Source organism: Pseudomonas sp. NFACC56-3, assembly GCF_900100025.1.
GTDB lineage: Bacteria > Pseudomonadota > Gammaproteobacteria > Pseudomonadales > Pseudomonadaceae > Aquipseudomonas > Aquipseudomonas fluorescens_AA.
The window spans coordinates 23,686-47,719 of record NZ_FMTK01000021.1 but is presented as its reverse complement, the minus strand read 5'-3'; the positions used below and the strand labels follow the sequence as shown (position 1 = coordinate 47,719).

The 24,034-nt window shown below is 63.2% G+C and carries 22 protein-coding genes; 12 read left to right on the top strand and 10 right to left on the bottom strand.

The features are described from left to right. Nucleotides 1-99 precede the first annotated feature (99 nt). Nucleotides 100-1,113, top strand: coding sequence for a DUF6515 family protein (locus BLO80_RS23170; protein ID WP_092332920.1), 1,014 nt, complete (start codon nucleotides 100-102; stop codon nucleotides 1,111-1,113). A 133-nt stretch (nucleotides 1,114-1,246) separates the two neighbouring features. Here BLO80_RS23170 and BLO80_RS23165 read toward each other — a convergent pair whose 3' ends face one another. Together BLO80_RS23165 and BLO80_RS23160 are read right to left on the bottom strand one after the other, a co-directional pair. After that, a complete protein-coding gene (locus BLO80_RS23165; RefSeq protein WP_092205257.1) occupies nucleotides 1,247-2,140 on the bottom strand; it encodes a cation diffusion facilitator family transporter in 894 nt (297 codons plus the stop codon). A 28-nt stretch (nucleotides 2,141-2,168) separates the two neighbouring features. Beyond that, nucleotides 2,169-2,588 (bottom strand): hypothetical protein, encoded by a 420-nt coding sequence (locus BLO80_RS23160; protein WP_060740501.1) that lies wholly within the window; start codon nucleotides 2,586-2,588, stop codon nucleotides 2,169-2,171. A gap of 98 nt (nucleotides 2,589-2,686) precedes the next feature. Here BLO80_RS23160 and hrpB point away from each other — a divergent pair, with 98 nt between their 5' ends. Continuing rightward, a complete protein-coding gene (gene hrpB, locus BLO80_RS23155; protein WP_092332922.1) occupies nucleotides 2,687-5,203 on the top strand; it encodes an ATP-dependent helicase HrpB in 2,517 nt (838 codons plus the stop codon). 144 nt (nucleotides 5,204-5,347) lie between these two features. Here hrpB and BLO80_RS23150 read toward each other — a convergent pair whose 3' ends face one another. Then, nucleotides 5,348-6,427 carry an endonuclease/exonuclease/phosphatase family protein gene (locus BLO80_RS23150; RefSeq protein WP_092332924.1) on the bottom strand — a complete coding sequence of 360 codons (1,080 nt, stop codon included), beginning with the start codon at nucleotides 6,425-6,427 and terminating at the stop codon, nucleotides 5,348-5,350. A 90-nt stretch (nucleotides 6,428-6,517) separates the two neighbouring features. Next, nucleotides 6,518-7,180, bottom strand: a complete 663-nt coding sequence (locus BLO80_RS23145; RefSeq protein WP_092332926.1) for a YciC family protein — start codon at nucleotides 7,178-7,180, stop codon at nucleotides 6,518-6,520. Nucleotides 7,181-7,355: 175 nt separating this feature from the next. On the opposite strand from BLO80_RS23145, the gene BLO80_RS23140 reads away from it, so the two are divergent. The 3 genes from BLO80_RS23140 to BLO80_RS23130 all read left to right on the top strand — a co-directional run bounded on the left by BLO80_RS23140 (nucleotide 7,356) and on the right by BLO80_RS23130 (nucleotide 9,346). Beyond that, nucleotides 7,356-8,105: a DUF2076 domain-containing protein gene (locus tag BLO80_RS23140; protein ID WP_092332928.1), complete on the top strand. Its 750-nt coding sequence runs from the start codon at nucleotides 7,356-7,358 to the stop codon at nucleotides 8,103-8,105. A gap of 128 nt (nucleotides 8,106-8,233) precedes the next feature. After that, nucleotides 8,234-8,713, top strand: a complete 480-nt coding sequence (locus BLO80_RS23135) for a LabA-like NYN domain-containing protein (RefSeq protein ID WP_092173954.1) — start codon at nucleotides 8,234-8,236, stop codon at nucleotides 8,711-8,713. A gap of 21 nt (nucleotides 8,714-8,734) precedes the next feature. Next, nucleotides 8,735-9,346, top strand: coding sequence for a 3'-5' exonuclease (locus BLO80_RS23130; RefSeq protein WP_092332930.1), 612 nt, complete (start codon nucleotides 8,735-8,737; stop codon nucleotides 9,344-9,346). Between the two features lie 117 nt (nucleotides 9,347-9,463). Here the strand turns inward: BLO80_RS23130 and BLO80_RS23125 are convergent, their stop codons facing one another. Then, nucleotides 9,464-9,916 carry an Lrp/AsnC family transcriptional regulator gene (locus BLO80_RS23125; protein WP_092332932.1) on the bottom strand — a complete coding sequence of 151 codons (453 nt, stop codon included), beginning with the start codon at nucleotides 9,914-9,916 and terminating at the stop codon, nucleotides 9,464-9,466. Between the two features lie 161 nt (nucleotides 9,917-10,077). Here BLO80_RS23125 and yedA point away from each other — a divergent pair, with 161 nt between their 5' ends. Together yedA and BLO80_RS23115 are read left to right on the top strand one after the other, a co-directional pair. Next, entirely contained in the window at nucleotides 10,078-10,980 is a 903-nt protein-coding gene (yedA, locus tag BLO80_RS23120) for a drug/metabolite exporter YedA (RefSeq protein WP_092332934.1), read from the top strand. 58 nt (nucleotides 10,981-11,038) lie between these two features. Next, on the top strand, nucleotides 11,039-12,376 hold the full coding sequence (locus BLO80_RS23115; RefSeq protein WP_092258415.1) for an RNA helicase RhlE1: 1,338 nt from the start codon (nucleotides 11,039-11,041) through the stop codon (nucleotides 12,374-12,376). A gap of 124 nt (nucleotides 12,377-12,500) precedes the next feature. On the opposite strand, the gene BLO80_RS23110 is transcribed toward BLO80_RS23115, so the two are convergent. Together BLO80_RS23110 and BLO80_RS23105 are read right to left on the bottom strand one after the other, a co-directional pair. Continuing rightward, nucleotides 12,501-13,742: a TIGR03862 family flavoprotein gene (locus tag BLO80_RS23110; RefSeq protein WP_092332936.1), complete on the bottom strand. Its 1,242-nt coding sequence runs from the start codon at nucleotides 13,740-13,742 to the stop codon at nucleotides 12,501-12,503. Nucleotides 13,743-14,023: 281 nt separating this feature from the next. After that, a complete protein-coding gene (locus BLO80_RS23105; RefSeq protein ID WP_092332938.1) occupies nucleotides 14,024-14,944 on the bottom strand; it encodes a histone deacetylase family protein in 921 nt (306 codons plus the stop codon). A 73-nt stretch (nucleotides 14,945-15,017) separates the two neighbouring features. Between BLO80_RS23105 and BLO80_RS23100 the strand changes: the two genes are divergently transcribed. The 3 genes from BLO80_RS23100 (at nucleotide 15,018) to BLO80_RS23090 (ending at nucleotide 17,152) form a co-directional block, all read left to right on the top strand. Next, the gene (locus BLO80_RS23100) at nucleotides 15,018-15,587 is read left to right on the top strand and encodes a GNAT family N-acetyltransferase (RefSeq protein WP_092332940.1); all 570 of its coding nucleotides are present in this window, start codon (nucleotides 15,018-15,020) and stop codon (nucleotides 15,585-15,587) included. A gap of 105 nt (nucleotides 15,588-15,692) precedes the next feature. After that, nucleotides 15,693-16,562 (top strand): acyl-CoA thioesterase II, encoded by an 870-nt coding sequence (gene tesB / locus BLO80_RS23095; RefSeq protein WP_072411434.1) that lies wholly within the window; start codon nucleotides 15,693-15,695, stop codon nucleotides 16,560-16,562. Then, a complete protein-coding gene (locus BLO80_RS23090; protein WP_092332942.1) occupies nucleotides 16,559-17,152 on the top strand; it encodes an HAD family hydrolase in 594 nt (197 codons plus the stop codon). The genes tesB and BLO80_RS23090 overlap by 4 nt, the downstream gene beginning before the upstream one ends. Before the next feature lie 125 nt (nucleotides 17,153-17,277). On the opposite strand, the gene BLO80_RS23085 is transcribed toward BLO80_RS23090, so the two are convergent. After that, entirely contained in the window at nucleotides 17,278-18,225 is a 948-nt protein-coding gene (locus BLO80_RS23085) for an alpha/beta hydrolase (protein ID WP_092332944.1), read from the bottom strand. Then, nucleotides 18,226-19,110, bottom strand: a complete 885-nt coding sequence (locus tag BLO80_RS23080; protein ID WP_092332946.1) for a KPN_02809 family neutral zinc metallopeptidase — start codon at nucleotides 19,108-19,110, stop codon at nucleotides 18,226-18,228. Between the two features lie 252 nt (nucleotides 19,111-19,362). Between BLO80_RS23080 and BLO80_RS23075 the strand changes: the two genes are divergently transcribed. Then, complete coding sequence (locus BLO80_RS23075; protein ID WP_072411427.1) at nucleotides 19,363-20,241, top strand: DMT family transporter; 879 nt, start codon at nucleotides 19,363-19,365, stop codon at nucleotides 20,239-20,241. Nucleotides 20,242-20,445: 204 nt separating this feature from the next. On the opposite strand, the gene BLO80_RS23070 is transcribed toward BLO80_RS23075, so the two are convergent. Beyond that, nucleotides 20,446-21,783, bottom strand: coding sequence for an MFS transporter (locus tag BLO80_RS23070; protein ID WP_092332948.1), 1,338 nt, complete (start codon nucleotides 21,781-21,783; stop codon nucleotides 20,446-20,448). Nucleotides 21,784-22,054: 271 nt separating this feature from the next. Between BLO80_RS23070 and quiC the strand changes: the two genes are divergently transcribed. Then, the gene (quiC, locus tag BLO80_RS23065; protein WP_092332950.1) at nucleotides 22,055-23,956 is read left to right on the top strand and encodes a 3-dehydroshikimate dehydratase QuiC; all 1,902 of its coding nucleotides are present in this window, start codon (nucleotides 22,055-22,057) and stop codon (nucleotides 23,954-23,956) included. Nucleotides 23,957-24,034: the final 78 nt, after the last annotated feature.

Genomic DNA, 24,034 nt, shown 5'->3' with positions numbered 1-24,034 from the left:
ATGTCTGCGAAATAAACCCCGTGGCTGATAATCTGTCGCAGAACCGGCCTGGGCTTTCCCAGTCTTATCATCAGGCCCTGAATCGTTGTGAGGAATTTCATGAAGTCGCGCATCTGGCGTTTGGCAGGTGTTGGTCTGTTGTGGGCAAGTGTCAGTGCGCAGGGAATGGCCGACGATCAGCAAAACCGTGGCGGCCCGGATGGCAATCGCGGCCCGGACGGGCGCGGCGGCAACGGCCAGGGTTACTCGGGCCAGCCGCGGCCGCAGAGCAACGAAATCATTCGGGGCGATAACAGTCGTCAGTTCGAGGTCACGCCGCAGAACCCGGGCGGACAACGCTACGATCGTCCACCACAGGACCCCAACGCTCACGGTCGTCCGCCGCAGCCGCCGCCCGGCAACAACTTGCCCATCCAGGGCCGGCCCGACAGCGTGACCCAGACCCGCGACCCGCAACCGGGGTATTACCGCGATATCCCTCGGCGCAACGATGGCTATCCGAACGCAGGTCCAGGTCCGCGACCAGACCATGACGGTCGTCCCGGTCAGCATTGGCCCGGTCGGCCGGATGGGCATGGCAACGGTTGGGGCCCTGGGCCGCAATACCGTCCGGGTTATGTGATCGACCGTTTCCCGGATCGCAACTACCGCGTGCCCTATCGCGGCCAGGACTATTTCTATTCCGGCGGCTACTGGTATCGCCCGCAAGGACCGCGTTACGTCGTGGTCGCGCCACCGCGGGGCATCCGCACCCGTTACCTGCCTGATTACGCCCGAGAAGTGTGGATCGGCAGTTCGCTGTTCTTCCTCGCGGCCGGCGCCTATTACATCTACGAGGCCAACACCCAGGATTATGTCGTGGTCGATGCGCCAGTCGCCAACCCGCAGCCGCAACCCCAAGGCAACAGTTTCGATGTGGTGGCCTATCCGGCCAACGGCCAGTCGCCCGAGCAGGTCAATCAGGATGGCTACGACTGCTATCGCTGGGCGGTGCAGCAGAGCGGGTTCGATCCGCGCAACTACACCTACCCGCCGGCACCGGAAGTGGTGCAGACCTATCGCCAGGCCCAGGGCAGTTGCTTGAGCAGCCGTGGGTATCAGGTGACGTATTGATCACCGCGCATGGGAAAACAATCCCTGTGGCGAGGGAGCTTGCTCCCGCTGGCCTGCGCAGCAGGCCCAGGATCTTGCGGTCGCTGCGCAACCGAGCGGGAGCAAGCTCCCTCGCCACGTTCTGTGTTCGGCATCAAGCGCTGGCGCGCTTCACCACGTCCGACGGATCGGCATGCACCAGCACTTCGGCCTTCGGATAAGCGCGGTGGATGGCATCGGCGGCCTGGTCGCTGATGCCGTGGGCCACTGACAGGGTCAGGTCCCCCGGTAACTCCAGGTGCAGTTGCACGAACCAGTGGTTGCCCGAGACTCGCGTACGCAGGTCATGGGCGCCAAGCACGCCGGGCACCGCGCAGGCCAGCTCCAGCATGCGCTGGCTGACGTCGGGCGGCAGTTCTTCATCCATCAGCACCGCGAAGCTTTCCCGGGCGATCTGGATGGCGCTCCACAGGATATACGCGGCGATCCCCAGGCCGAACCAGGCGTCGAGTTGATACCAGCCGAACCCCGCCAGTACCAGTGCGACCAGGATGCTGCCGTTGAGCAGCAGGTCGGAGCGATAGTGCAGCGAGTCGGCGCGCACGGCGTTGGAGCCGGTGGCGCGGATGACCCGATGCTGCAGCGCCAGCAGCGCCAGGGTCAGCCCCAGGGAAAACACGATCACCCCGACGCTGAGCCAGGGCGCCTCCACCGGCACCGGGTTCTTCAGACGTTCGAAGGCCTGCAAGGCAATCAATGTGGCACTGCCACCGATGAACAGTGCCTGGGCCATGCCAGCCAGGGATTCGGCCTTGCCATGACCGTAGCGATGGTCATCGTCGGCGGGGCGCAGGGCGTAATGCACTGCCAGCAGGTTGAGCAGCGAGGTGACGCCGTCCAGGGCCGAGTCGGTCAGGCCGGCGAGCATGCTCACCGAACCGCTGAGCCACCAGGCCAGGGCCTTGGCGATCACCAGTGTGAGCGCCACGGCCACCGAGGCGCGGGTGGCCAGGCGCAGCAGGCGAGCGTGTTCGGTGCTGGTGGTCATGGCGCGGTCGTTCCTTCAGTGGCGCCGGTCATGCGGCCGGTTTGAGGCCGAGGGTGGCCAGTTGCTGCGCGCTGCCTTTGTGCTGGATCAGCCGAGGATCGTCCAGCGGGAAGCTGCGGCCCAGTTCGCGTTCCAGAATCGCCTGCAGTTTTTGGTTATTGACCGTGCCGTCGGGGTTGATGGCCGGCTTGAGTTTCTCTGGCTCGATCTGGACGCTGCGGCCCGGTTCGAAATAGATGGCGCCGGTGGCAAAGTCCACGGCGAAGGCGATCAGGCCGGGGATGATGTAGAACAGCAGGCCGACGGCATCGAGGGCGGCGATGGCCGGGTCGATCTTGCCGTCGATCTGGCCGCGACGGTCCGGGTAGAAGATCGAGCCACAGGCGCTGATTTGAGTCAGCAGGGAGGCGACCAGCACGCCACCGATCACGCGAAAGGGAATACGCATAGCAATCTCCTGAACAGGTAGTAGAGGCGTTGCTGGTTGGAGTCCAGACCACGCTAAACAGTTCGCCGTTATACTCGGCCCTCTGTTTTGGAGCCAGCATGATTTCTTTGCCGATCGATGAAGTTTTACCCGCTCTGCGCCAAGCCTTGGCATCGCGCCACGAAGCCGTGCTCGAAGCACCGCCCGGTGCCGGTAAAACCACCCGTGTTCCCCTGGCCTTGCTGAACGAGCCCTGGCTGGCCGGACAGACCATCCTGATGCTCGAACCCCGGCGCCTGGCGGCACGGGCGGCGGCCGAGCGGCTGGCCAGCGAACTGGGGGAGAAGGTCGGGGAGACCGTCGGCTACCGGATTCGTCTCGACAGCAAGGTCGGGCCCAGGACCTGCATTGAAGTGGTCACCGAAGGCATCCTCACCCGCCGTTTGCAGGACGATCCGGCGCTGGAAGGGGTGGGGCTGCTGATTTTCGATGAGTTCCACGAACGCAGCCTCGATGCCGACCTGGCCCTGGCCTTGAGCCTCAACGGCCGCGAACTGTTTCGCGAAGAGCAGCCGCTGAAGATCCTGCTGATGTCCGCGACCCTGGAAGGCGAACGCCTGGCCGGGTTGTTGGACAACGCGCCGATCCTGCGCAGCGAAGGCCGCATGTTCCCGGTGACGATACGCTGGGGGCGGCCGTTCCAGCCTGGCGAGTTCATCGAGCCGCGACTGGTGCAGACCGTGCTCGAAGCGCTGCACGATGAAACCGGCAGCGTCCTGGTGTTCTTGCCCGGGCAGGCGGAGATCCGCCGGGTCCATCAGCAACTGGCCGAGGCCTTGGGCGAGGGCGGCAACGTGTTGCTCTGCCCGCTGCACGGCGAACTGGAGCTCGCCGCTCAACGCGCCGCCATCGACCCCGCGCCACCCGGTCAGCGCAAGGTGGTGCTGGCCACCAACATTGCCGAAACCAGCCTGACCATCAATGGCGTGCGCGTGGTGATCGACGCCGGACTGGCGCGGGTGCCGCGTTTCGACCCGGGCAGCGGCATGACCCGGCTCGACACCCAGCGCATTTCCCGGGCCAGCGCCACCCAGCGGGCCGGCCGCGCCGGGCGCCTGGAGCCGGGGGTGTGCTACCGGTTGTGGTCCGAAGACCAGCATGAACAATTGGCCGCTTACGGTAGTGCGGAGATTCTGTCGGCGGACTTGGCCGGCTTGGCGCTGCAACTGGGGCGCTGGGGTGTGACGCCGCAGCAATTGGTCTGGCTCGACGTCCCGCCCGCCGCTGCGTATACCCAGGCCCAGGACCTGCTGCAACGCCTGGGCGCGCTGGAGGGCGAGCAACTGACCCGCCACGGCCAGGCCATGGCCGAACTGCCGGCCCATCCGCGTATCGCGCATCTGCTGTTGCGCGGCCAGGCGCTGGGGCTGGCGGACATGGCCTGCAACGTCGCTGCGCTGTTGGGCGAGCGGGATATTCTCCGAGGCGCCGGTGCCGACTTGCACAGTCGCCTGGCCTTGCTGTCTGGCGAAGAACGGGCGGCGCGCGGCGCTCAGGGTGGGGTGCAGCGGGCGCGGCAATTGGCCCGGCAATATCGCGGCTATTTGCGGGGCAAGGCCGAAGAGGCCGTGGCCGATCCCGACCATCCGCGCTGGCTCGGCGCGTTGCTGGCGTTGGCCTACCCCGACCGCGTCGCCCAGCAGCGTCGGCCCGGCGGCGCGGAATATCGTCTGGCCAACGGCCGGGCGGCGCTGTTTGCCGAGGCCGACAGTTTGATGAAACAGGCGTGGCTGGTGATCGCCGACCTGGGCAGCCGTCTGGGCCAGCGGGAAGAGCGGATCTACCTGGCGACGGATTTCGACCCGGCACTGTTCGACTCGGTATTGGCCGAGCAAGTGCACACGGTGGATCAGTTGGATTGGGATGAGCGCGAAGGCGTGCTGCGGGCCGAGCGCCAGCGCAAGGTCGGCGAACTGGTGCTCAGCCGCGAACCGTTGACCGGCCTGGATGAGTCAGCCCGTAGCCAGGCCCTGGTGAACCTGGTGCGGCGCAAGGGCCTGGAATTGCTGCCCTGGACTCCGGAGCTGCGGCAATGGCAGGCGCGGGTGGCGTTGTTGCGTGGCCTTGACCTGGAGGCCAAGGGCGAGAGTGAATGGCCAGATGTCAGCGACGCAGCGCTGCTGGACACCCTCGAACACTGGTTGATGCCGTATCTGGGACGGGTCTCGCGCCTCAGTCATTTCGCCAACCTGGACCTGTCGAGCATCGTCCACAACCTGTTGCCCTGGCCGTTGCCGCAACGCCTGGACGAACAGGCCCCCCACCATTTGAGTGTGCCTTCGGGCTCCTCGATCCGCCTGGACTACAGCGAGCATCCACCGATCCTGGCGGTGCGCCTGCAGGAACTCTTCGGCCTGGCCGACACCCCGCGCATCGCCGGCGGGCGGCAGGTGGTCAAGCTGCACCTGCTGTCACCGGCACGCCGGCCGGTACAGGTGACCCAGGACTTGGCGAACTTCTGGCGCAGCACCTATGCCGAGGTGAAGAAGGACTTGAAGGGGCGCTACCCCAAGCATTACTGGCCGGACGATCCGCTGGTGGCGGAGGCGACCGCGCGGGTCAAGCCGCGCAAGTGAGCTGAGGAAATTCAGGATATGCAATACAAATTCTGTGGGAGCCGAGCTTGCTCGCGATAGCGGTGTGTCAATCAATAACAATGCTGCTGATCCACCGCAATCGCGAGCAAGCTCGGCTCCCACAGGGGGCTTAGGTGAATCCTGCTAAGGTGCAGCCGGCAATAGGAACCGCGCAATCACCGGCAAGTGATCGGAGATACGCAAGGTATCGTCCTGGCGCACCTGGGCTTCGACCCGTTTGATGCGCGGGCTGTAGAACAGGTAGTCGACGGTGCGATCCGGGCCGTTGAGGCCGGGGTCGTTTGGGTAATGGGTCAGCCAGTGCTCGCGGTCGATGCCGCTGGCTTCGTTGTTGGTGGGAATCATCGGGTATTTGTCCCACAGCAGGTGCAGCGGGCTGTCGGCGGAGTAGGGCGTGCGTTGCTCGGACGGCAGGCGTCGGTACTGGCCCAGGGGCAGCAGGTTGAAGTCGCCGCCGATCAGCCAGGGCGTGCCTGCGGATTCGAATTTGTCCAGTGCCTTGGTCACGGCGGTGATTTGTCTGGGCAGGGTTTCGTCCGGTTCAGTGGCCCGTTCCAGGTGCGTGTTGAGCACCGCCAACTGGCTGCCGTCGGTCAGTGACAGGTAGCTCACCAACAAGGCATTTTTGGGCTGGAACTGACGGCTGATGAAGTTGGCATCGGCGACCGGCAGTTGCACCCGTTCGGCATGGTCGATGCGGTAGCGACTCAGGGTCGCCAGTTGCCGACCGACGCTGCCGAAGATGTGCGGGTCGGGGATGAAGTCGGCTTTCCAGTCGAAGGCGCTGGTGCCGCACGGGTAGAGGTCGGCCACGCGTTCCTGCAACAACTTGAGCTGGTCCTGGTAATCGCTGGCCTTGGCGCCCTTGTCCAGTTCCTGGAGCAACACGATGTCCGGTTGTTCGTCGCGGATGACCCGGGCCACTTCGTCGAGGCTGAAGGCCATGTCTTCCAGGGTCGGGCTTTCATCGTCGCCCTGGGCCAGGTCGTTCCAGAACACGTAGCGCTTGCCCGCGAGGAACTGGACGTTCCAGGTCATCACCTTCAAGGCTTGGCCGGGTGCCAGCGCTGCTGCATTGGCGGTGCAACTGACCGGCACGGTTTCCCGGGGCTGTGGCCGCCAGGTCAGGCCGTAGATCGACAGGGCGGCCAGGCTGAGGATCAACAGCAGGCCCAGCAAGGTGTAGCGCAGTAGACGGATCATGGCTCGGCTTATGGGCGAAACGCAAAAGTGCTCCCGAGCATAACCGAGAGCGGTTCTCAAGCCCAAGCCCAGGGCTGTCGTCGAGTGCGATCAGCGGCGCTCGGGCTTGGCTTCGATCAGCATGAACAGGCGAAACAGCACCACGGTGGTGAACAGTTGCAGGAAGCTGTGGACGCTTTCGATCAGCAAGCTGAGCACGGGGTTCTGGGGTGACGGATACACCGAGACGCTGGCGCCCTTGAGCAGCCACAGTGGGCCCATCACCGCGAGAATGCACAGCAGGATCCGCCAGAAGTTGCCGCGGGACAGGTTCAGGCTTTCCTTCATCGCCGCCAGGGGGGCCAGGCCCCTGAGGACCAGCAGGTATTCGCCGAAGGCCAGGGTCACCATCAGCCACAGGCCCGGGAGGAAGTACAACGACAGCCCCACCAGGATCAACAATGTGTTGAGGGCCGTCAGCAAGGCAAAGCGTGGCCACAGCGTGAGGGCCGTTGCGAGCAGGTCCCGCGTGCGTGGTGCTTCGCCGCGGCTGCGGGCGTCGAGAAACAGGATCAGCGCGGCGGTGTACAAGGGGTACACCAGCAGCCCGACGATCACGCTGTAACCGGGAAAACCGTCGGGGCCGAGGGCGCTGTCCACGCCTTGCTGCAGCAAGGCCTCGAGTATGACCAGCGGCAGGCACAACTGGGCGATCCGGCCCAAATGGCGCTTGAAGAAATACAAAGAGTCGCGCAGCACGTCAAACGGATTCATGAGTCGGTATCGCAGTTGAAAAAGCGGTCCGACACTTTAACCGATCAGGCGCCCGCACAAGCAAACGTAAACATCAGGTAAAGACCATTGAAAGCTTTCCGGCGAACCCCATTACTGATGGGCACCGGTCTTCGGGATCGGAATGGTTTCTACCCGGCAATCGAATGAGGTCGCCATGAACAACGAAGAACAAACCCTGATCGATGGACTGTTTTCACGGTTGCAACAGGCCGAAAAGGATTCAGCCCCGCGCGACGCCCAGGCCGAGGCGCGGATCAAGGAACACCTGGCGAGCCAGCCAGCGGCGGGCTATTTCATGGCCCAGGCGATCCTGGTGCAGGAGGCTGCGATCAAGCGCCTCGATGAGCAGAACAGGCAACTCGCCCAGCAGGTCGAGCAATTGCAGGCTGATCTGCAACAAGCGCGCAAGCAAGCGCCGGCACCCAGCGGTGGCGGCGGTTTCCTCTCGAGTATCTTCGGCGGCAGCCCGAAGGATTCACGCCCGGCGAGCGCGCCGGCCTCCAGCGGTGGTGGTTGGCGCGAACCGGCGCAACCGTCCTTCAATGCCCCGCCCCAACAGGGCTTCGGCGCGCCGCCCGGCAATTATGGCGCACCGCAGCAACAAGCCCCGGCAGCGGGCAGCTTCCTCGGCGGCGCCCTGAAAACCGCGGCGGGCGTGGCGGGCGGCGTGATGCTGGCCCAAGGCATCAGCAGCCTGTTCCACAGTAATCAGCAACCGCAGGAGATCGTCGAGGTCATCAAGGAAGAACCGGCGCAACCGGTCAACGACACCGCAGGCAACGGCTGGGGCGATGACCCGCGCGTGGCCGATAACGACGCCTACGGCAACGACCAGGGCGGGTTCAGCGACGCGGACTACAGCGACGATTCATCTTCCTTCGGCGACGACGACTCCTTCGTCTGACCTGCCATTCGTCCGGGGCGCCCTGGCGCCTCGGGCCGATTATTCGCGGAACAATCCTTCGGGCTGGCATACTGGGCGACTTTTCGGCCCTGGTGGGCTGCGTACGTGTGCATCCAAGAGGAAACGCGGTGAAAAAAATTGCAGTGTTCGCCGATGTCCAGAACCTCTACTACACCGTGCGCCAGGCTTACGGTTGCCATTTCAACTACGCCGCGCTGTGGGCCGATGTCAGCAAACAGGGGCAGATCGTCGAGGCCTATGCCTATGCGATCGATCGCGGTGACAGCAAGCAGCAACAATTCCAGCAGATCCTGCGCAACCTGGGTTTCGTCGTGAAGCTCAAGCCCTACATCCAGCGCAGCGACGGCTCGGCCAAGGGCGACTGGGACGTGGGCATCACGCTGGACATCATGGACGCCGCCGACCACGTCGATGAAGTGGTGCTGGCCTCCGGCGATGGCGATTTCGACATGTTGCTCGAACGCATCATCCACAAGCACGGCGTGCAAGCCGTGGCCTACGGCGTGCCGGGGTTGACCGCCAATTCGCTGATCCGCGCCGCCAGTCGCTATGTGCCCATCGAGGGCGCGTTGTTGCTCAAGAATTGATTTTCACGGAGTTAAAAAGGTTTGGAACGCATCGCAGTCATCGACTTTGAAACCACCGGGATCACTCCGAGCAGCAGTTGCCGGGCCACTGAGATCGCGGTGGTGATGCTCGAGCAAGGCCGGATCGTCGACCGCTACCAGAGCCTGATGAATGCCGGTGTGCGCATGCCTGCGTTTATCGAGCAACTGACCGGGATCAGCAACGCCATGCTGCGCAGCGCACCCTCGGCGGAAAAGGTCATGAACGAGGTCAACGAGTTCGTCGGCATCACGCCACTGTTGGCCCACAACGCCGCATTCGACCAGAAGTTCTGGGATTTCGAGCTGGGACGTATCAAACGCACCCGCTTGCAGAATTTTGCCTGCTCACTGTTGCTGGCCCGGCGCCTGATGCCGGCGGCGCCGAACCACAAGCTCGGCACGCTCAACGCGTTCGCCGGCTTGCCCCACACTGGCCAGGCCCACCGGGCCATGGCCGACGCCGAAATGGCCGCCAACCTCACCGCGCACCTGGCTTCGCAGCTGCGGCAAAAGCATGGGGTGCGGGAGTTGTCCCATGACTTGCTGTGCAGTTTGCAGAAAGTGCCAGCGGCGAAGATCAACGAGCATCTCAAGCGTCATCGCGGTTTCTGAACACACCGCCGGACAACTGTGGGAGCGAGCTTGCTCGCGATAGCGTCGGATCAGCCAGCCTCTCGGTGATTGACACTCCGCCATCGCGAGCAAGCTCGCTCCCACATTTGATCAGTGTCATTTCCCATTGCCTTCCAACTGCCCCAACGGCACGCGCTTTTCAAAGGCGCTGGACAGCACGATCGACGTCTTGCTGAAGCCGAACTTGGCAATGCGGTTGATCAGCTCTTCCAGCTCGGGCATCGAGCCAACCGCCGCTTGCATGATCACGCACGGATCCCCGGTGACCCGGTGGCATTCGGTCAGTTGTGGGATCTTGTACAGTTCGTCGTAGGTCTTCTGGTTGCCGTGCTGGTTCATTCGCAGTTCGATGACGCACTGCACCGGCAGGCCGATCTTCGCCATGTCGACTTTGGCTTGATAACCGGTGATGACACCGCTGGCTTCCAGTTTGCTGACCCGTTCGGCCACGGCGGGGGCTGACAGGTTCACTTTGCGGGCCAGTTCGGCGTAGGACGCACGACCGTTTTCCAACAGCGCGCTGAGCAACATGCGGTCGTATTTATCCACGGTTTGGCTTCCTGTCGGCGCGACTTTCGAAAGCGCGCTTTATAGCGCTGATCGCCGTGTTTTGAAAAGTGTATGGCCTGGATAAACAGGTTTTGTAGCTTAATTTCCGCCTGTCGCCTTTCTAGAATAGCGTCTCTCATTGTCCTGACTTCGAGCTGAACATGCCTGGCCCACGCCGTTTTCCCCTGCCATTGATCGCTGCTTTCTTTGCCTTGTACGTCATCTGGGGTTCGACCTACCTGGTGATTCGTATCGGTGTGGAGCATTGGCCGCCGCTGTTGCTGGCCGGGATTCGTTTTGTGTTGGCCGGTTCGCTGATGTACGGCTTCCTGCGCTGGCGCGGGGCGCCGGCGCCGACCTGGGCGCAGTGGAAGGCCGGGGCCATCATTGGCGTGCTGTTGCTCAGTTTCGGTAACGGTGCGGTCAGTGTGGCCGAGCACACCGGCGTGGCGTCCGGGGTCGCGGCGTTGGCGGTGGCGACGGTGCCTTTGTTTACCCTGCTGTGCGGATATTTCTGGGGTGCGCGTAATACCCGTCTGGAATGGGCGGGGATTGTGCTGGGGTTGATCGGCATCGCCATGCTCAACCTCGGTTCCAATTTGCAATCCAGCCCGTTGGGGGCGACGTTGCTGGTGTTCGCGGCGGCCTCCTGGGCCTTCGGCTCGGTGCTGAGCAAACACCTGCCGTTGCCGGCCGGGGCGATGGCCAGTGCCGTGGAAATGCTGGTGGGCGGTGTGGTGCTGTTGATCGGCAGCGTGGCCAGCGGTGAACACCTGGACAGCATGCCGCCGCTGGAGGGTTGGTTCGCGCTGTTGTACCTGACCTTGTTCGGTTCGATCATCGCCTTCAACGCCTACATGTACCTGCTCAAGCATGTGCGTCCGGCGGCGGCCACCAGCTATGCCTACGTCAACCCGGCCGTGGCGGTGTTGCTGGGCATCGTATTCGCCGGTGAAACCATCGGCATCGAGGAGGCCTTGGCGATGCTGGTGATCATCAGTGCGGTGGTGTTGATCGGCTTGCCGCAGTGGCGCAAACCCAAGCCTGCGCCGGCCGTCTCCTGATTTAGGGTAAACTGCCGCGCATTGCACACCATGCGCTGATTTTTCCTACGGTATTTCCATGACTTTCGCCACCCTTGGCCTGATCGAACCCTTGCTGCGCGCCCTCGAGACGCTCGGCTACCAGACCCCGACTCCGGTTCAGGCCCAAGCCATGCCGGCAGTGCTCGCCGGTCGCGACCTGATGGCCGCGGCCCAGACCGGCACCGGCAAGACCGCCGGCTTTGCGGTGCCGCTGTTGCAGTTGCTGACCACCGAAGGGCCGAAGGTCGCGGCCAACTCGGTGCGGGCGCTGATCCTGGTGCCGACTCGTGAATTGGCTGAGCAGGTCCATGAAAGCGTGCGTCAGTACGCGCAAAACCTGCCGCTGAGCACCTACGCGGTGTACGGCGGTGTCAGCATCAACCCGCAGATGATGAAGCTGCGCAAAGGCGTCGACCTGCTGGTCGCCACGCCGGGTCGCTTGCTCGATCTGTTCCGCCAGAATGCGCTGAAGTTCAATCAACTGCAGACGTTGGTACTGGACGAAGCCGACCGCATGCTCGACCTGGGCTTCTCCGAGGAACTGGCGAATATCTACAAGGCCCTGCCGAAGAAGCGCCAGACCCTGCTGTTCTCGGCGACCTTTTCCGATGCGATCCGTTTGCTGGCCGGGCAGATGCTCAATGATCCGCTAAGCATTGAAGTGAGCCCGCGCAACGTGGCTGCCAACACCGTCAAGCAATGGGTGGTGACGGTGGACAAAAAGCGCAAGGCGGAATTGTTCGTGCACCTGATGCGCAAGCACAAGTGGAAGCAGGTGCTGGTATTCGCCAAGACCCGCAACGGCGTCGATGCGCTGGTGGAAAAACTCCAGGGTCTGGGGGTCAACGCCGACGGTATCCACGGTGACAAACCCCAGGCCACCCGCCAACGTGCGCTGGACCGCTTCAAGGCCAGCGAAGTGCAGATCCTGGTCGCCACCGACGTTGCAGCCCGTGGCTTGGACATCGAGGATTTGCCGTTGGTGGTGAACTTCGACCTGCCGATCGTGGCCGAGGACTACATCCACCGCATCGGCCGTACCGGCCGGGCGGGCGCTACAGGGCAGGCGATTTCCCTGGTCTGCGCCGATGAAGTGAATTTGCTGTCAGCCATCGAGATGTTGACCCGTCAGACGTTGCCTCGCCAGATGGAACAAGACTTCGAGCCTGAGCACCGCGTGCCGGACACCGATGCCAGCGGCCAAGTCATCAAGAAACCGAAAAAGCCGAAGAAACCGAAAGCCTCCGGGGGTGGCGGCAAGCGCAACCTGGGCAAGTGGGTGGACAGCGGCGATGCGGCGCCGGTGGAGCCTTCGGTCAAGCCGGTGCGCAAGGTGCCGGTGTTCAATACCGGGCCGCGTAAGCGTAAGCCTTGATGACCTGCCAGGTCTGATAAATCGCTATCGCGAGCAAGCTCGCTCCCACAGTTGATCGGGTTCTGTCAGAAGAATTGCGGTAAATGTGGGAGCGAGCTTGCTCGCGATAGGTGCGCTTCGGTCTTCAACCCTGGCGCTGTAGCCACTCCACCATTCCTAAGCCCGCTGCCCGGCCACTGGCAAAGCACGCCGTGAGCAGGTAGCCGCCGGTCGGCGCTTCCCAGTCGAGCATTTCACCGGCGCAGAAAACCCCAGGCACTTGCTTGAGCATCAGGCGTTCATCCAGGGCTTGGAACGTCACGCCACCGGCACTGCTGATGGCTTCGTCCAAGGGGCGGGGCTTCACCAGGGTGACCGGCAAGGCCTTGATGGCCTGGGCCAGCCGCGCCGGGTCGGTGAAACACTCGGCCGGCGTGAGCTCGCGCAACAGCGCCGCCTTGACGCCGTCGAGCCCCAACTGGCTGTGCAAGTGCTTGGCCATCGAGCGTGAGCCCCGTGGTTTGCTCAAGGCCAGGAGGATTTTATCCACAGGCCGGCCCGGCAACAGGTCCAGGTGAATGGTCGCGCTGCCATGTTGGTTGATCGCTTCGCGAATCGTTGCCGACAGCGCATAGACCAGGCTGCCTTCGAGGCCGGTGGCGGTGAGCACGCATTCGCCGAGGCGCGGTACATCGTCGTTCAGGCCCATGGCGATGTTCTTGAGCGGGGCCCCGGCGAATTTGCTGATCATCAGGTCACTCCAGGCCTCTACCTCGAACCCGCAGTTGCTGGGTTGCAGTGGCGCCAGGGCTACGCCGCGTTGTTCCAGCGCTAGCATCCAGGCGCCGTCGGAGCCCAGACGCGACCAACTGCCGCCGCCCAACGCCAGCAAGGTGGCCTTGGGGTGCAGGGTTTTGTCGCCTTCCGGGGAGGCGATGCGCAAGCTGCCATCCGGGTTCCAGCCGAGCCAGCGATGACGCGTGTGGATCACCACGCCAGCATCGCGCAGGCGCTTGAGCCAGGCGCGCAACAGCGGGGCGGCCTTCATGTCGGTAGGAAATACCCGCCCGGAGCTGCCGACAAAGGTGTCGATGCCCAGCCCGTGGATCCATGTGCATAACTCATCCGCCCCGAATGCCCGCAACAGCGGCGCCAGGTTTGGCGCGCGTTCGGCGTAGCGGGACAGAAAAGCCGGAAAGGCTTCGGAGTGGGTGATGTTCATGCCGCCCACGCCGGCCAGCAGGAATTTCCTGCCCACCGATGGCATGCCGTCGTACAGGTCGACCCGCAGGCCGGCCTGGCTCAACACCTCGGCGGCCATCAGGCCGGCGGGGCCGCCGCCGATGATGGCGATGTTTGAGGAGGATGGTTTGGCGGTCGAGGTCATGATTTGAATTGTGGGGGCAGGGGTAGGCGGGGCATTCTACCAGCACAGATCCGTGTGGGAGCGAGCTTGCTCGCGATAGCGGTGTGTCAGCGGCATTGATGTAGCTGACCCTTCGCTATCGCGAGCAAGCTCGCTCCCACAATTGGGCCGGTAGGCGTTGTTGAGAACTCTGATCAAAAAACAGCCAAGCTCCTGCAAGCTATAGGCAACATAGCCTGTAGGCCGTTTCGCTCAGGTTATCCACAGGCCGCTCCACAGGCATTGTGGGTAACGCCCAGGTTTCAGTGACAACCTGATGACGTCCAGACCCTTTGTGCGCTGTGGTGCAGGATCCCGTGGCGGCGAGCCAGGGCCTGGCGGTCCTTGCTGTAGCCACCGCCGATCACGCCGACCACCGGGATGTCGCGGCCCAGACAATGGCGCATGACGCTCTCGTCCCGGGCGGCGAGGCCTTCGTCGGTCAGTTTCAGGTAGCCGAGGGCGTCGTCCTTGTGTACGTCGACGCCGGCGTCATACAGCACCAGGTCCGGCTGGTAGAGCGGCAGCAGGTAGTTGAGGGCGTCGTCCACCACCTTCAGGTAGGCGGCGTCCTCCATGCCCATCGGCAGGGGAATGTCCCAATCGCTGTGCGCCTTGCGTGCGGGAAAATTCTTTTCGCAGTGCAAGGAAACTGTCACGGCGTCCGGGGTGTCATGGAGTATTCGGGCAGTGCCGTCGCCCTGATGCACATCGCAATCGAAAATCAGCACCCGCGAGACCCGACCGCTGGCCAGGAAATAGCGGCTGATCACCGCCAGGTCATTGAAAATGCAGAACCCGGCCGGGTGGTCGTAGTGGGCGTGATGGGTGCCGCCGGCCAAGTGACAGGCCAGTCCGTGTTCAAGGGCTTGTTCGGCCGCCAGCAGCGAACCGCCCACGGCACGCACCGTTCGGCGGGCCAGGGCCTCGCTCCAGGGCAGGCCAAGTCGCCGTTGGTCTTCGCGGGACAACTCGCCGCCCATGTAGCGTTCGATATAGGCACGGTCGTGGGCCAGGGCGAGGATGTCCGGCGGACACAGCACCGGGCGCAACAGGTCCGCGTCGCGGGTCAGGCCGCTGTCCACCAGGTGATCGCGCAGCAGGCGAAACTTGTCCATGGGGAAACGGTGTTCCGCCGGGAATTCGGGGCTGTAGTCTTCGTGATAGATCAGCGGCAGTGGCATGGTGTTTTCGGTAGTGATTGAGTGACGGATCCTACCAGCGATGTAGACTCTGGGGCATGGAAAGGGAGTGAATATGGAGCCGATACTGGAACTGGAAAGCGCACGGCTGCTCTTGCGGCAGTGGCGCGATGATGACTTGCCGGAATTTGCCGCCATGTGCGCCGACCCGCAGGTGATGCGTTATTTCCCGGAGCGCCTGAGCCGCCTGGAAAGCGCCGCCCTGATCGGCCGCGTGCGGGGGCATTTCGCCGAGCATGGTTTTGGTCTGTGGGCGCTGGAGCGCAAGGACACAGGGGACTTCATCGGCTTTACCGGGCTCGGTGTGGTCGGGTTCGACGCGCCGTTCACGCCGGCCATCGAAATCGGCTGGCGCCTGGCCCGGGAGCACTGGGGCCTGGGGTATGCCAGCGAAGCGGCGTGGACCGCCCTGCGTTGTGCCTTCGACCAGTTGACGCTGGACGAAGTGGTGGCGTTCACCGCCGTCGATAACCTGCCCTCGCAAAAGGTCATGCAGGCCATTGGCATGCATCACGACCCGGCGGACGACTTCGAGCACCCGACACTCGCCGTCGGTCATCCATTGCGTCACCATGTGCTTTATCGCATCAATCGTGAGCAGTGGTTGCAGACTCTGCACGGTTAGCCGACACGGACGTTTACAATGCCCACCAAATGGCCCCGGGCCAACAATCGATCCACCGCCGCAGCGTAGACTGCGCGGTCATTGCGCTGTGTGAGGAAAGTCTGAATGAGCCACGTGTTGGAAGATCTGGTCGACCTGCTGACCCTGGAACCGATCGAAGAGAACCTGTTTCGCGGTCGCAGCCAGGATCTGGGGTTTCGCCAGTTGTTCGGCGGCCAAGTGCTGGGCCAGTCGTTGTCGGCGGCCAGCCAGACCGTGGAAGAGGCGCGCCATGTGCATTCGATGCACGGTTATTTCCTGCGTCCGGGGGATGCCGCGCTGCCGGTGGTGTACCAGGTGGACCGGGTGCGTGACGGTGGCAGCTTCAGCACCCGCCGGGTGACGGCGATCCAGAAGGGCAACCCGATTTTCACCTGCAGTGCGTCGTTCCAGTACGACGAACAGGGCTTTGAGCACCAGAGCACCATGCCGCAAGTGGTCGGGCCGGAAAACCTGCCGTCCGAGCTGGAACTGACCCAGCAGCGCGCGCACCTGCTGCCCGAGCACATGCGCGAAAAACTGCTGTGCCCCAAGCCGATCGAGGTGCGCCCGGTCACTGAAAAAGACCCTTACAACCCGCAACCGGCCGACCCGGTGAAATACGTGTGGTTCCGTGCCGATGGCGCCCTGGCGGATTCGCCGGCCTTGCATAAATACCTGCTGGCCTACGCCTCGGACTTCGGCCTGCTGACCACTTCGCTGCTGCCCCATGGCAAATCGGTGTGGCACAAGGATATGCAGGTCGCCAGCCTTGATCACGCCTTGTGGTTCCATGCCGACCTGCGCGCCGATGACTGGTTGCTCTACGCCATGGACAGCCCGTGGGCCGGCAATTCCCGTGGATTCTCCCGGGGCAGCGTGTTCAACCGCGCCGGGCAGCTGGTGGCCTCGGTCACCCAGGAAGGCCTGATTCGTCACCGCAAGGACTGGGCATGAGCCTGTCCGAGGTTCGTCACTGGGTGTTCGACATGGATGGCACGCTGACTATCGCCGTGCATGACTTCGCGGCAATCCGCGTGGCCCTGGCGATTCCGGCCGAAGACGACATCCTCACCCATCTGGCAGGGTTGCCCGCTGAGGAAGCGGCGGCCAAACATGCCTGGTTGCTGGAACACGAACGGGACCTGGCGCTGGGCTCCAAGCCTGCGCCTGGCGCGGTCGAGTTGGTGCGAGAGCTGGCCGGGCGCGGCTATCGCCTGGGGATCCTGACCCGCAACGCCCGCGAACTGGCCCACGTGACCCTGGAGGCCATTGGCCTGGCGGACTGTTTCGCCGTGGAGGATGTGCTGGGCCGCGACGAGGCACCGCCCAAGCCACATCCTGGTGGCCTGTTGAAACTGGCCGAGGCCTGGAACGTGGCGCCGGACACGCTGGTGATGGTGGGGGACTACCGCTTCGACCTGGACTGCGGGCGCGCGGCGGGGGCGCGGACGGTGTTGGTGAACCTGCCGGACAATCCATGGCCGGAGCTGACGGACTGGCATGCGCGCGATTGTGTTGAGTTGCGGCGGATGCTTTTGGCTTGAGATGAGTATTGGCTGGCTAGCCGCTATCGCGAGCAAGCTCGCTCCCACAGTGGATATGCGGCAATGCGGAAAACTTTGTGGGAGCGAGCTTGCTCGCGATGAAGCCCCACCCGCCGATACAAAACTTACTGCCCAAACAACACCTTCAACCCCTCAGGCGAAGTCAGCATCCCATTGCCGTTATGCCCGACCCCCGGCACTTCGATCAGCCGCTGGTTCAGCCCCACGGGATGACGCCGGGTCAGGTAGTCGAAAAAGAAATGCCCACGCAATAGCCGGTAGGGTCCTTGGGTTTGCGCTTCACAGCCCTTGTCCAGCGCCGGATGCTCCGGGTCGACGTCCTGCTGCCCAAGCAGATAAACGATGTCGCGTTTGACGTAGTTCTCCTCCAGGCGGGCGGGCGTCTGTCCGGCGGCATAGGCGGGCAGGTCCTGCAGGCCGTATTTCCAGCGATTGAAACCAGGGCAACTGGCGGGGTCGAAGGCCATGGGCCGTTGGGCATCGAAGTAGGCATAGGACGACGGGTTGGCGATGACAAACCGCGGATTGATCCGGTACTGGCCTTGGGCGAGCAGGGCATAGCGCTGCACAACCTGGGCGCCGCCGGAATGGCCGGCGATGACGATCTCCTTCACTTCCGGAAACTGCTGCCGGTCACTGACCCGCGCGACGATGTCGTCGAGGACCTGGAAGGAACTGACTGGATGGGGCCCTGTGGACAAGCCACCGGCCATCCAGTCGTTGCCCTTCCAGCGCAGTAGTTCATTGGGCAATGTGTGGCGAGCCACGTCCTGCTCGTTGAGAAATTGCGGGGCGATGATCAGGGTCGTGCCTTGTTGCCCGGCCTGTTCGGCAGCCTTTTCGGCGCTGTGCAGGTAGGTCTCGGCATTGCGCAGCCGACCATGGAGGATGATCAGCACGCGCTGGATGGACGCCGGGGGCGGGCTGACGGCGACGGCCATGGCGCCGCCCTTGAGTTGCAGGCGCCCTTGGGCGACCACGTTGACGCCGTGTTCCTCGGCCTGGGCGACGGCGCAGCACAGCACCAGCCCGATCAATGTTCCCCACTTCATCTACAGGTTTCTCGCCGCGAACGTGTCGCACTGACTGACCTGGCCCTGGGCGAAGCCGGTCTTGAACCAGCGCACCCGCTGCGCCGAAGTGCCGTGGGTGAAGGAGTCCGGCACTACGCGGCCCTGGCCTTGTTGCTGCAAGCGGTCATCGCCGATGGCGTTGGCGGCGGTCAAGGCCTCCTCGATGTCCCCCGGCTCCAGCCAGTTCAGGCGTTTTTGCGCATGGTTGGCCCAGACGCCGGCCAGGCAATCGGCCTGCAATTCCTGGCGCACCAACAAGCCGCCGTCGCCTTCCATCTGCCGGCCTTGCTGGCGGGCTTCCTGGATCTTCGCCGATACACCCAGCAGCGTCTGCACGTGGTGGCCGACTTCGTGGGCAATGACGTAGGCCTGGGCGAAATCGCCCGCGGCGGCGAAGCGTTGGGACATTTCCTTGAAGAAGCTCATGTCCAGGTAGACCTGGCGGTCCGCCGGGCAATAGAACGGACCGGTCGCCGAGGAGGCCAGGCCGCAGGCCGAATTGACTCGACCGCTGAACAACACCAGTTTGGGTTGTTGGTACTGACGTCCGGCCTGTTGGAAAACCTGGCCCCAGGTATCTTCGGTATCGCCGAGGATCGAGCGCACGAACTCGGCCTGTTCATCGTTGGCCGGTGGCGCCTGGCGGGTTTGTGAAGTGGCAGGCGCGGACTGGTCCATCTGCCCGGCCAGTTGCCCGAGAATCTGCATCGGGTCCTGGCCAGTGATCCAGCCAATGCCGACGATCAGGATAATGGCGGTCAGGCTCAGTCCCTTGCCGCCACCGAAGCGCATTCCGCCACCGCCCCCACCGTCACCACGGGCGTCCACCACGTTGTCACTGCGGCGACCTTTTCTCCATAACATGTGGGAATTCCTCTGAATGACCCTGCTAAAAATGACTGCTGTGGCGGTGAGTCTAGCTTTTAGGCGCCCAAGGTGCGCGTCGCGCTTGAGCTGTCAGGCAACGGACACGGGTTTTGGTTCAGCGGTGAGTCAATCCTGCCTGGCGCCGGAATTTTCATTACACTTCGGATTCAGAACTTATCGGCATGCTCGCGGGCTCAATAACTGCAACGTGCGTCACGGCCCCTACATCAAGCAACGCAGGTTTCCCTCATGACCGTCAGCACACCGCTCTCCGGCGTCAATCAGGCTTTCAAGGGCATCGTGCTTATTCTGGTCGCAACGTTCCTGTTCTCCAGTCATGACGCGTTGTCCAAATATCTGTCGGGTTTTTATCCGATCATCATGGTGGTCTGGGCCCGTTACGTGGTGCACACCTTGTTGATGGCGGGTATCTTCCTGCCGCGTTCGGGGCTGCGGGTGCTACGTACCAAGCGCCCGTTGTGGCAGTTGGCCCGGGCGTTGTGCCTGCTGGGCACCAGTCTGTTTTTCACCACGGCATTGATGTTCATCCCACTGGCGGAGGCGACGGCGGTCAACTTCCTCGCGCCCGTGCTGGTGACCGCGTTGTCGGTGCCGTTGCTGGGCGAACACGTGACGCGCGGTCAATGGATCGCGGTGATCTTCGGTTTTATCGGGGTGTTGATCATCGTCCATCCCGGTGGCGATCTGTTCACCCCGGCGGTGTTGTTGCCTTTCTGTTCGGCGTTGTTTTTCTGTTTCTACCAACTGCTCACGCGCAAGCTCAGTGAGATCGACAGCCCGACCACCAGCAATTTCTTCGCCGGCCTGTGCAACACGTTGGTGATGAGCGCGCTGGTGCCATTCTTCTGGCAAGTGCCGAGCCTGATGCACGGGGTGATGATGTTGGCGCTGGGGGCCTGCGGGATGACGGCGCACCTGATGCTGACCCAGGCCTTTCGCTTTGCCGCCCCGGCGCTGCTCGCGCCGTTCGGGTATTGCCAGATCGTGTTTGCCGGCCTGCTGGGTTGGTTGTTCTTCAGCCATACGCCGACGCTGACCACTGTGGTGGGCATCGCCCTGATCTGCTTGAGTGGGTTGGCGGCGGCGTGGCAGCAGCGGCGCAAGTGACCGCCACACAGAACCCTTGTGGCCAGCCCGGCCCCCTGGCCAGCACAGCCCCTTGTAGCCTGGCTAGCACAACCCTCTGTGGCGAGGGAGCTTGCTCCCGCTGGGCTGCGAAGCGGCCCTCGCTTTTTTTGCGATTGCTGCGCAATCGAGCGGGAGCAAGCTCCCTCGCCACAGGTGAATCGCTGTCCGTTAGCGTGTGGACAGTCAGTTTTCCAGGGTCGGCACCTTGCGCGGCGCCATGAAGTACAGCCAGGTCAGGGCAATGAAGTACATCGCCGGAATCAGGGTGAACAGCACGGTGTAGTTGTTGTTGGTGATCGTGAGGATGTGGCCCACCAACTGGGTCATGAACATCCCGCCGATGGCCGCGCACATGCCGCCAAAGCCGAACACCGTACTCATCATGTGCTTGGGCGTGTAGTCCATCACCAGGCTCCAGATGTTGGCGGTCCAGGCCTGGTGCGCGCCGATGGCCAGGGAAATGGCGAACACCGCCATCCACAGGTTGCTCGCGCCGGCGGCCATGATCACGCCGATGATGCAGCAGGCGAACAGCAGCATGGACACCAGTCGCGCCTTGATCGGATTGAGGCCGCGACCGATCAGGAACGAAGACAGGATCCCGCCGCCCACGCTGCCGAAGTCGGCGGTGAGGTAGATGATGATCAGCGGGATGCCCATCTGGGTCACGTTGATGCCCAGGTTGTATTGCTGGTTCAGGAACGGCGGCAACCAATAGAGATAGAACCAGAACACCGGCGCGGTGATCGAGTAGGCCAGGGCGAACGCCCAGGTGCCGCGCATGCGCAGGATGCGTGAGAACGGTACGCGGACCTGGTCCGGTTCGTCCTGGGCCTGGATGTAGTCCAGCTCCGACTGTTTGACGCTGGGGTGGTCTTCGGGGTTGAAGTATTTCAGGCCCCAGAACAGCAGCCAGACCCCGCCCAGGGCGGCCATGCACAGGAACGCGGCCTGCCAGCCCCACGCGTGCAGGACCAGCGGCAGCAGCATCGGGGTGAACATCGCGCCAACGTTGGTCCCGGCATTGAAAATACCGGTGGCCACGGCCCGTTCGCCCGCCGGGAACCACAGCCGGGTGGTCTTGACGCAGGCCGGGTAATTGGCGGCTTCGGTGAGGCCGAGGATGAAGCGGCAGACCATGAAGCCCACCGCCGAGGTCGCCAGGCCATGGGCGCCGGTCGCCAGGCTCCAGAGCAGCACAGCGCAGAAGAACACGCGCTTGACGCCGATCCGGTCGATCAACCGCCCCTGCAACACGAAGCCGACGGCATAACCGACCTGGAACCAGAAGTTGATGTTGGCGTAATCCATCGCCGTCCAGTTCATTTCCTTGGCCAGGATCGGCTGCATGACGCCCAGGGCGGCGCGGTCGATGTAGTTCAGGGTGGTGGCGAAAAACACCAGGGCGAGCATGCCCCAACGGGTCTTGCCCACGGCCATGGCGCCGCGGATCTTGTCTCCGACGCCGCCGGTGGAGGCACTCAGGCCAGGGGCCAGGCGGGAACTTTGGGAAGGAATCATAGCGTGTACCCGTTTTTGAAATTCTTATGGTTGGTCTGGGTCTGTCCATCGATGTTGGCGAGCAGCGCCTGCGTCGATGTGGGGAGCGATGGTGCGCAGTGAGCAAAAAATCGTCAATTCGGCAATCGGCATTTTGTTCGATAATCGCCCAAAAAACTAACCGAATGGTACATATTAAATTGCTGAAAGAAACCGGCAGCTCAATAATCGGCTGACTCTTTTAAAAGCGGCGCACCTTTTGTAGCCGATGCCTGTCCCGGGAGCCGACGTCATGCAGCGTTCCATTGCCACCGTATCCTTGAGCGGTACCTTGCCGGAAAAACTCGAAGCCATTGCCGCCGCCGGTTTTGACGGGGTGGAAATCTTCGAGAACGATCTCCTCTATTACGATGGCAGCCCGCGGGAAATCAGGCAGATGTGCGCCGACCTGGGCATTGCTATCACCTTGTTCCAACCGTTTCGTGACTTCGAAGGCTGCCGTCGCGATCGCCTGTCGCGCAACCTGGAGCGGGCCGAGCGCAAGTTCGACTTGATGCAGGAACTGGGCACCGACCTGGTGCTGGTGTGCAGCAACGCCTCGGCCGACAGCGTCGGCGATGAACGGATCCTGATCGATGACCTGCGCCTGCTGGCCGAACGGGCCGGTGCGCGGGGCTTGCGTATCGGTTACGAAGCGCTGGCCTGGGGCCGCCACGTCAATACGTATCAACAGGTCTGGAACATTGTGCGCCAGGCCGATCACCCCAGCCTTGGCGTGTTGCTCGACAGCTTCCATACCTTGTCCCTCAAGGGCGATCCGAGTGCGATCGCCGAGATCCCTGGCGAGAAGATTTTTTTCGTGCAAATGGCCGATGCGCCAATCCTGGCCATGGATGTCCTGGAGTGGAGCCGACATTTCCGTTGTTTCCCGGGGCAGGGCGAATTCGATTTGCCGGGGTTCCTGGCGCCGATCATCAAGAGTGGTTATACCGGGCCGCTGTCGCTGGAGATCTTCAACGATGGTTTCCGCGCCGCGCCGCCACGGGCCAATGCCGCCGACGGCCTGCGTTCGCTGCTGTACCTGGAAGAAAAGACCCGCCAGCGCCTGGCCGAAGAAGCGAGCGTCGTTGGCAATGCCGACATTCTGTTCGCCACCCCGCCGGCCAGCGAATATGACGGCATCGAATTCCTCGAGTTCGCCGTGGACGATAGCCTCGGTGCCAAGCTCTCCCATTGGCTGGAGCGGCTGGGGTTCGTCAAGGCCGGCCAGCACCGTTCGAAGAATGTCAGCCTGCTGCGCCAGGGCGATATCAACCTGATCCTCAACAGCGAACCGTACTCCTTCGCCCACAGTTTTTTCGAAGCCCACGGGCCTTCGTTGTGCGCCACCGCCGTGCGCGTGAAAAATAGTGCCAGCGCCTTGGCGCGGGCCGTTGCCTACAAGGGCCAACCCTACCGCGGGCTGGTGGGGCCCAACGAGCTGGAGCTGGCGGCGGTGCGCGCACCGGACAGCAGCCTGATCTACCTGGTGGACCAGGAAGCTGACGTCTACGGCACCGATTTCAACCTGCAGCCGGGGGCTGTCATCGGGGCCGGGCTCAAGCGCATCGACCACATGGCAATGGCGCTGCCGGCCGACAGCCTCGACAGTTGGGTGCTGTTCTACAAGAGCCTGCTGGATTTCGAGGCCGACGACGAAGTCGTCTTGCCCGACCCCTATGGCCTGGTGAAAAGCCGTGCGCTGCGCAGCCGCTGCAGTTCGATCCGCTTGCCGCTGAACATTTCCGAGAACCGCAACACCGCGATCTCACACGCGCTGTCGAGTTATCGCGGCTCCGGCGTGCATCACATCGCCTTCGATTGCGATGACATCTTTGCCCAGGTCAGTCGTGCCAAAGAGGCGGGCGTGCCGTTGCTGGACATCCCGCTCAATTATTACGACGACCTGGCGGCGCGTTTCGATTTCGATGACGAGTTCCTTAGCGAACTGGCCTATTTCAACGTGCTGTACGACCGCGACGCCCAGGGCGGCGAGCTGTTCCACGTTTACACCGAGCCGTTCGAGGGGCGGTTTTTCTTTGAGATCATCCAGCGCAAGAACGGTTACGCCGGTTATGGCGCCGCCAACGTCGCGGTGCGCCTGGCGGCCATGGCCAAGTCCCGCAGCGGTGGCTTGCGGCACGCCAAGTTGTAGGGAAATCGTAAACGCGGTGGTAATGGGCCGTGTCGTGGCTTCCTTCAGTGCACGGTGCGGCCCATAATCGCCAGCCTG

What these genes read in the sequence shown, in the direction of transcription:
- BLO80_RS23170 (WP_092332920.1), top strand. Translation starts at nt 100, where the DNA reads ATGAAGTCGCGCATCTGGCGTTTGGCAGGTGTTGGTCTGTTGTGGGCA.
- BLO80_RS23165 (WP_092205257.1), bottom strand. Translation starts at nt 2,140, where the DNA reads ATGACCACCAGCACCGAACACGCTCGCCTGCTGCGCCTGGCCACCCGC.
- BLO80_RS23160 (WP_060740501.1), bottom strand. Translation starts at nt 2,588, where the DNA reads ATGCGTATTCCCTTTCGCGTGATCGGTGGCGTGCTGGTCGCCTCCCTG.
- hrpB (WP_092332922.1), top strand. Translation starts at nt 2,687, where the DNA reads ATGATTTCTTTGCCGATCGATGAAGTTTTACCCGCTCTGCGCCAAGCC.
- BLO80_RS23150 (WP_092332924.1), bottom strand. Translation starts at nt 6,427, where the DNA reads ATGATCCGTCTACTGCGCTACACCTTGCTGGGCCTGCTGTTGATCCTC.
- BLO80_RS23145 (WP_092332926.1), bottom strand. Translation starts at nt 7,180, where the DNA reads ATGAATCCGTTTGACGTGCTGCGCGACTCTTTGTATTTCTTCAAGCGC.
- BLO80_RS23140 (WP_092332928.1), top strand. Translation starts at nt 7,356, where the DNA reads ATGAACAACGAAGAACAAACCCTGATCGATGGACTGTTTTCACGGTTG.
- yedA (WP_092332934.1), top strand. Translation starts at nt 10,078, where the DNA reads ATGCCTGGCCCACGCCGTTTTCCCCTGCCATTGATCGCTGCTTTCTTT.
- BLO80_RS23115 (WP_092258415.1), top strand. Translation starts at nt 11,039, where the DNA reads ATGACTTTCGCCACCCTTGGCCTGATCGAACCCTTGCTGCGCGCCCTC.
- BLO80_RS23110 (WP_092332936.1), bottom strand. Translation starts at nt 13,742, where the DNA reads ATGACCTCGACCGCCAAACCATCCTCCTCAAACATCGCCATCATCGGC.
- BLO80_RS23105 (WP_092332938.1), bottom strand. Translation starts at nt 14,944, where the DNA reads ATGCCACTGCCGCTGATCTATCACGAAGACTACAGCCCCGAATTCCCG.
- BLO80_RS23100 (WP_092332940.1), top strand. Translation starts at nt 15,018, where the DNA reads ATGGAGCCGATACTGGAACTGGAAAGCGCACGGCTGCTCTTGCGGCAG.
- tesB (WP_072411434.1), top strand. Translation starts at nt 15,693, where the DNA reads ATGAGCCACGTGTTGGAAGATCTGGTCGACCTGCTGACCCTGGAACCG.
- BLO80_RS23090 (WP_092332942.1), top strand. Translation starts at nt 16,559, where the DNA reads ATGAGCCTGTCCGAGGTTCGTCACTGGGTGTTCGACATGGATGGCACG.
- BLO80_RS23085 (WP_092332944.1), bottom strand. Translation starts at nt 18,225, where the DNA reads ATGAAGTGGGGAACATTGATCGGGCTGGTGCTGTGCTGCGCCGTCGCC.
- BLO80_RS23080 (WP_092332946.1), bottom strand. Translation starts at nt 19,110, where the DNA reads ATGTTATGGAGAAAAGGTCGCCGCAGTGACAACGTGGTGGACGCCCGT.
- BLO80_RS23075 (WP_072411427.1), top strand. Translation starts at nt 19,363, where the DNA reads ATGACCGTCAGCACACCGCTCTCCGGCGTCAATCAGGCTTTCAAGGGC.
- BLO80_RS23070 (WP_092332948.1), bottom strand. Translation starts at nt 21,783, where the DNA reads ATGATTCCTTCCCAAAGTTCCCGCCTGGCCCCTGGCCTGAGTGCCTCC.
- quiC (WP_092332950.1), top strand. Translation starts at nt 22,055, where the DNA reads ATGCAGCGTTCCATTGCCACCGTATCCTTGAGCGGTACCTTGCCGGAA.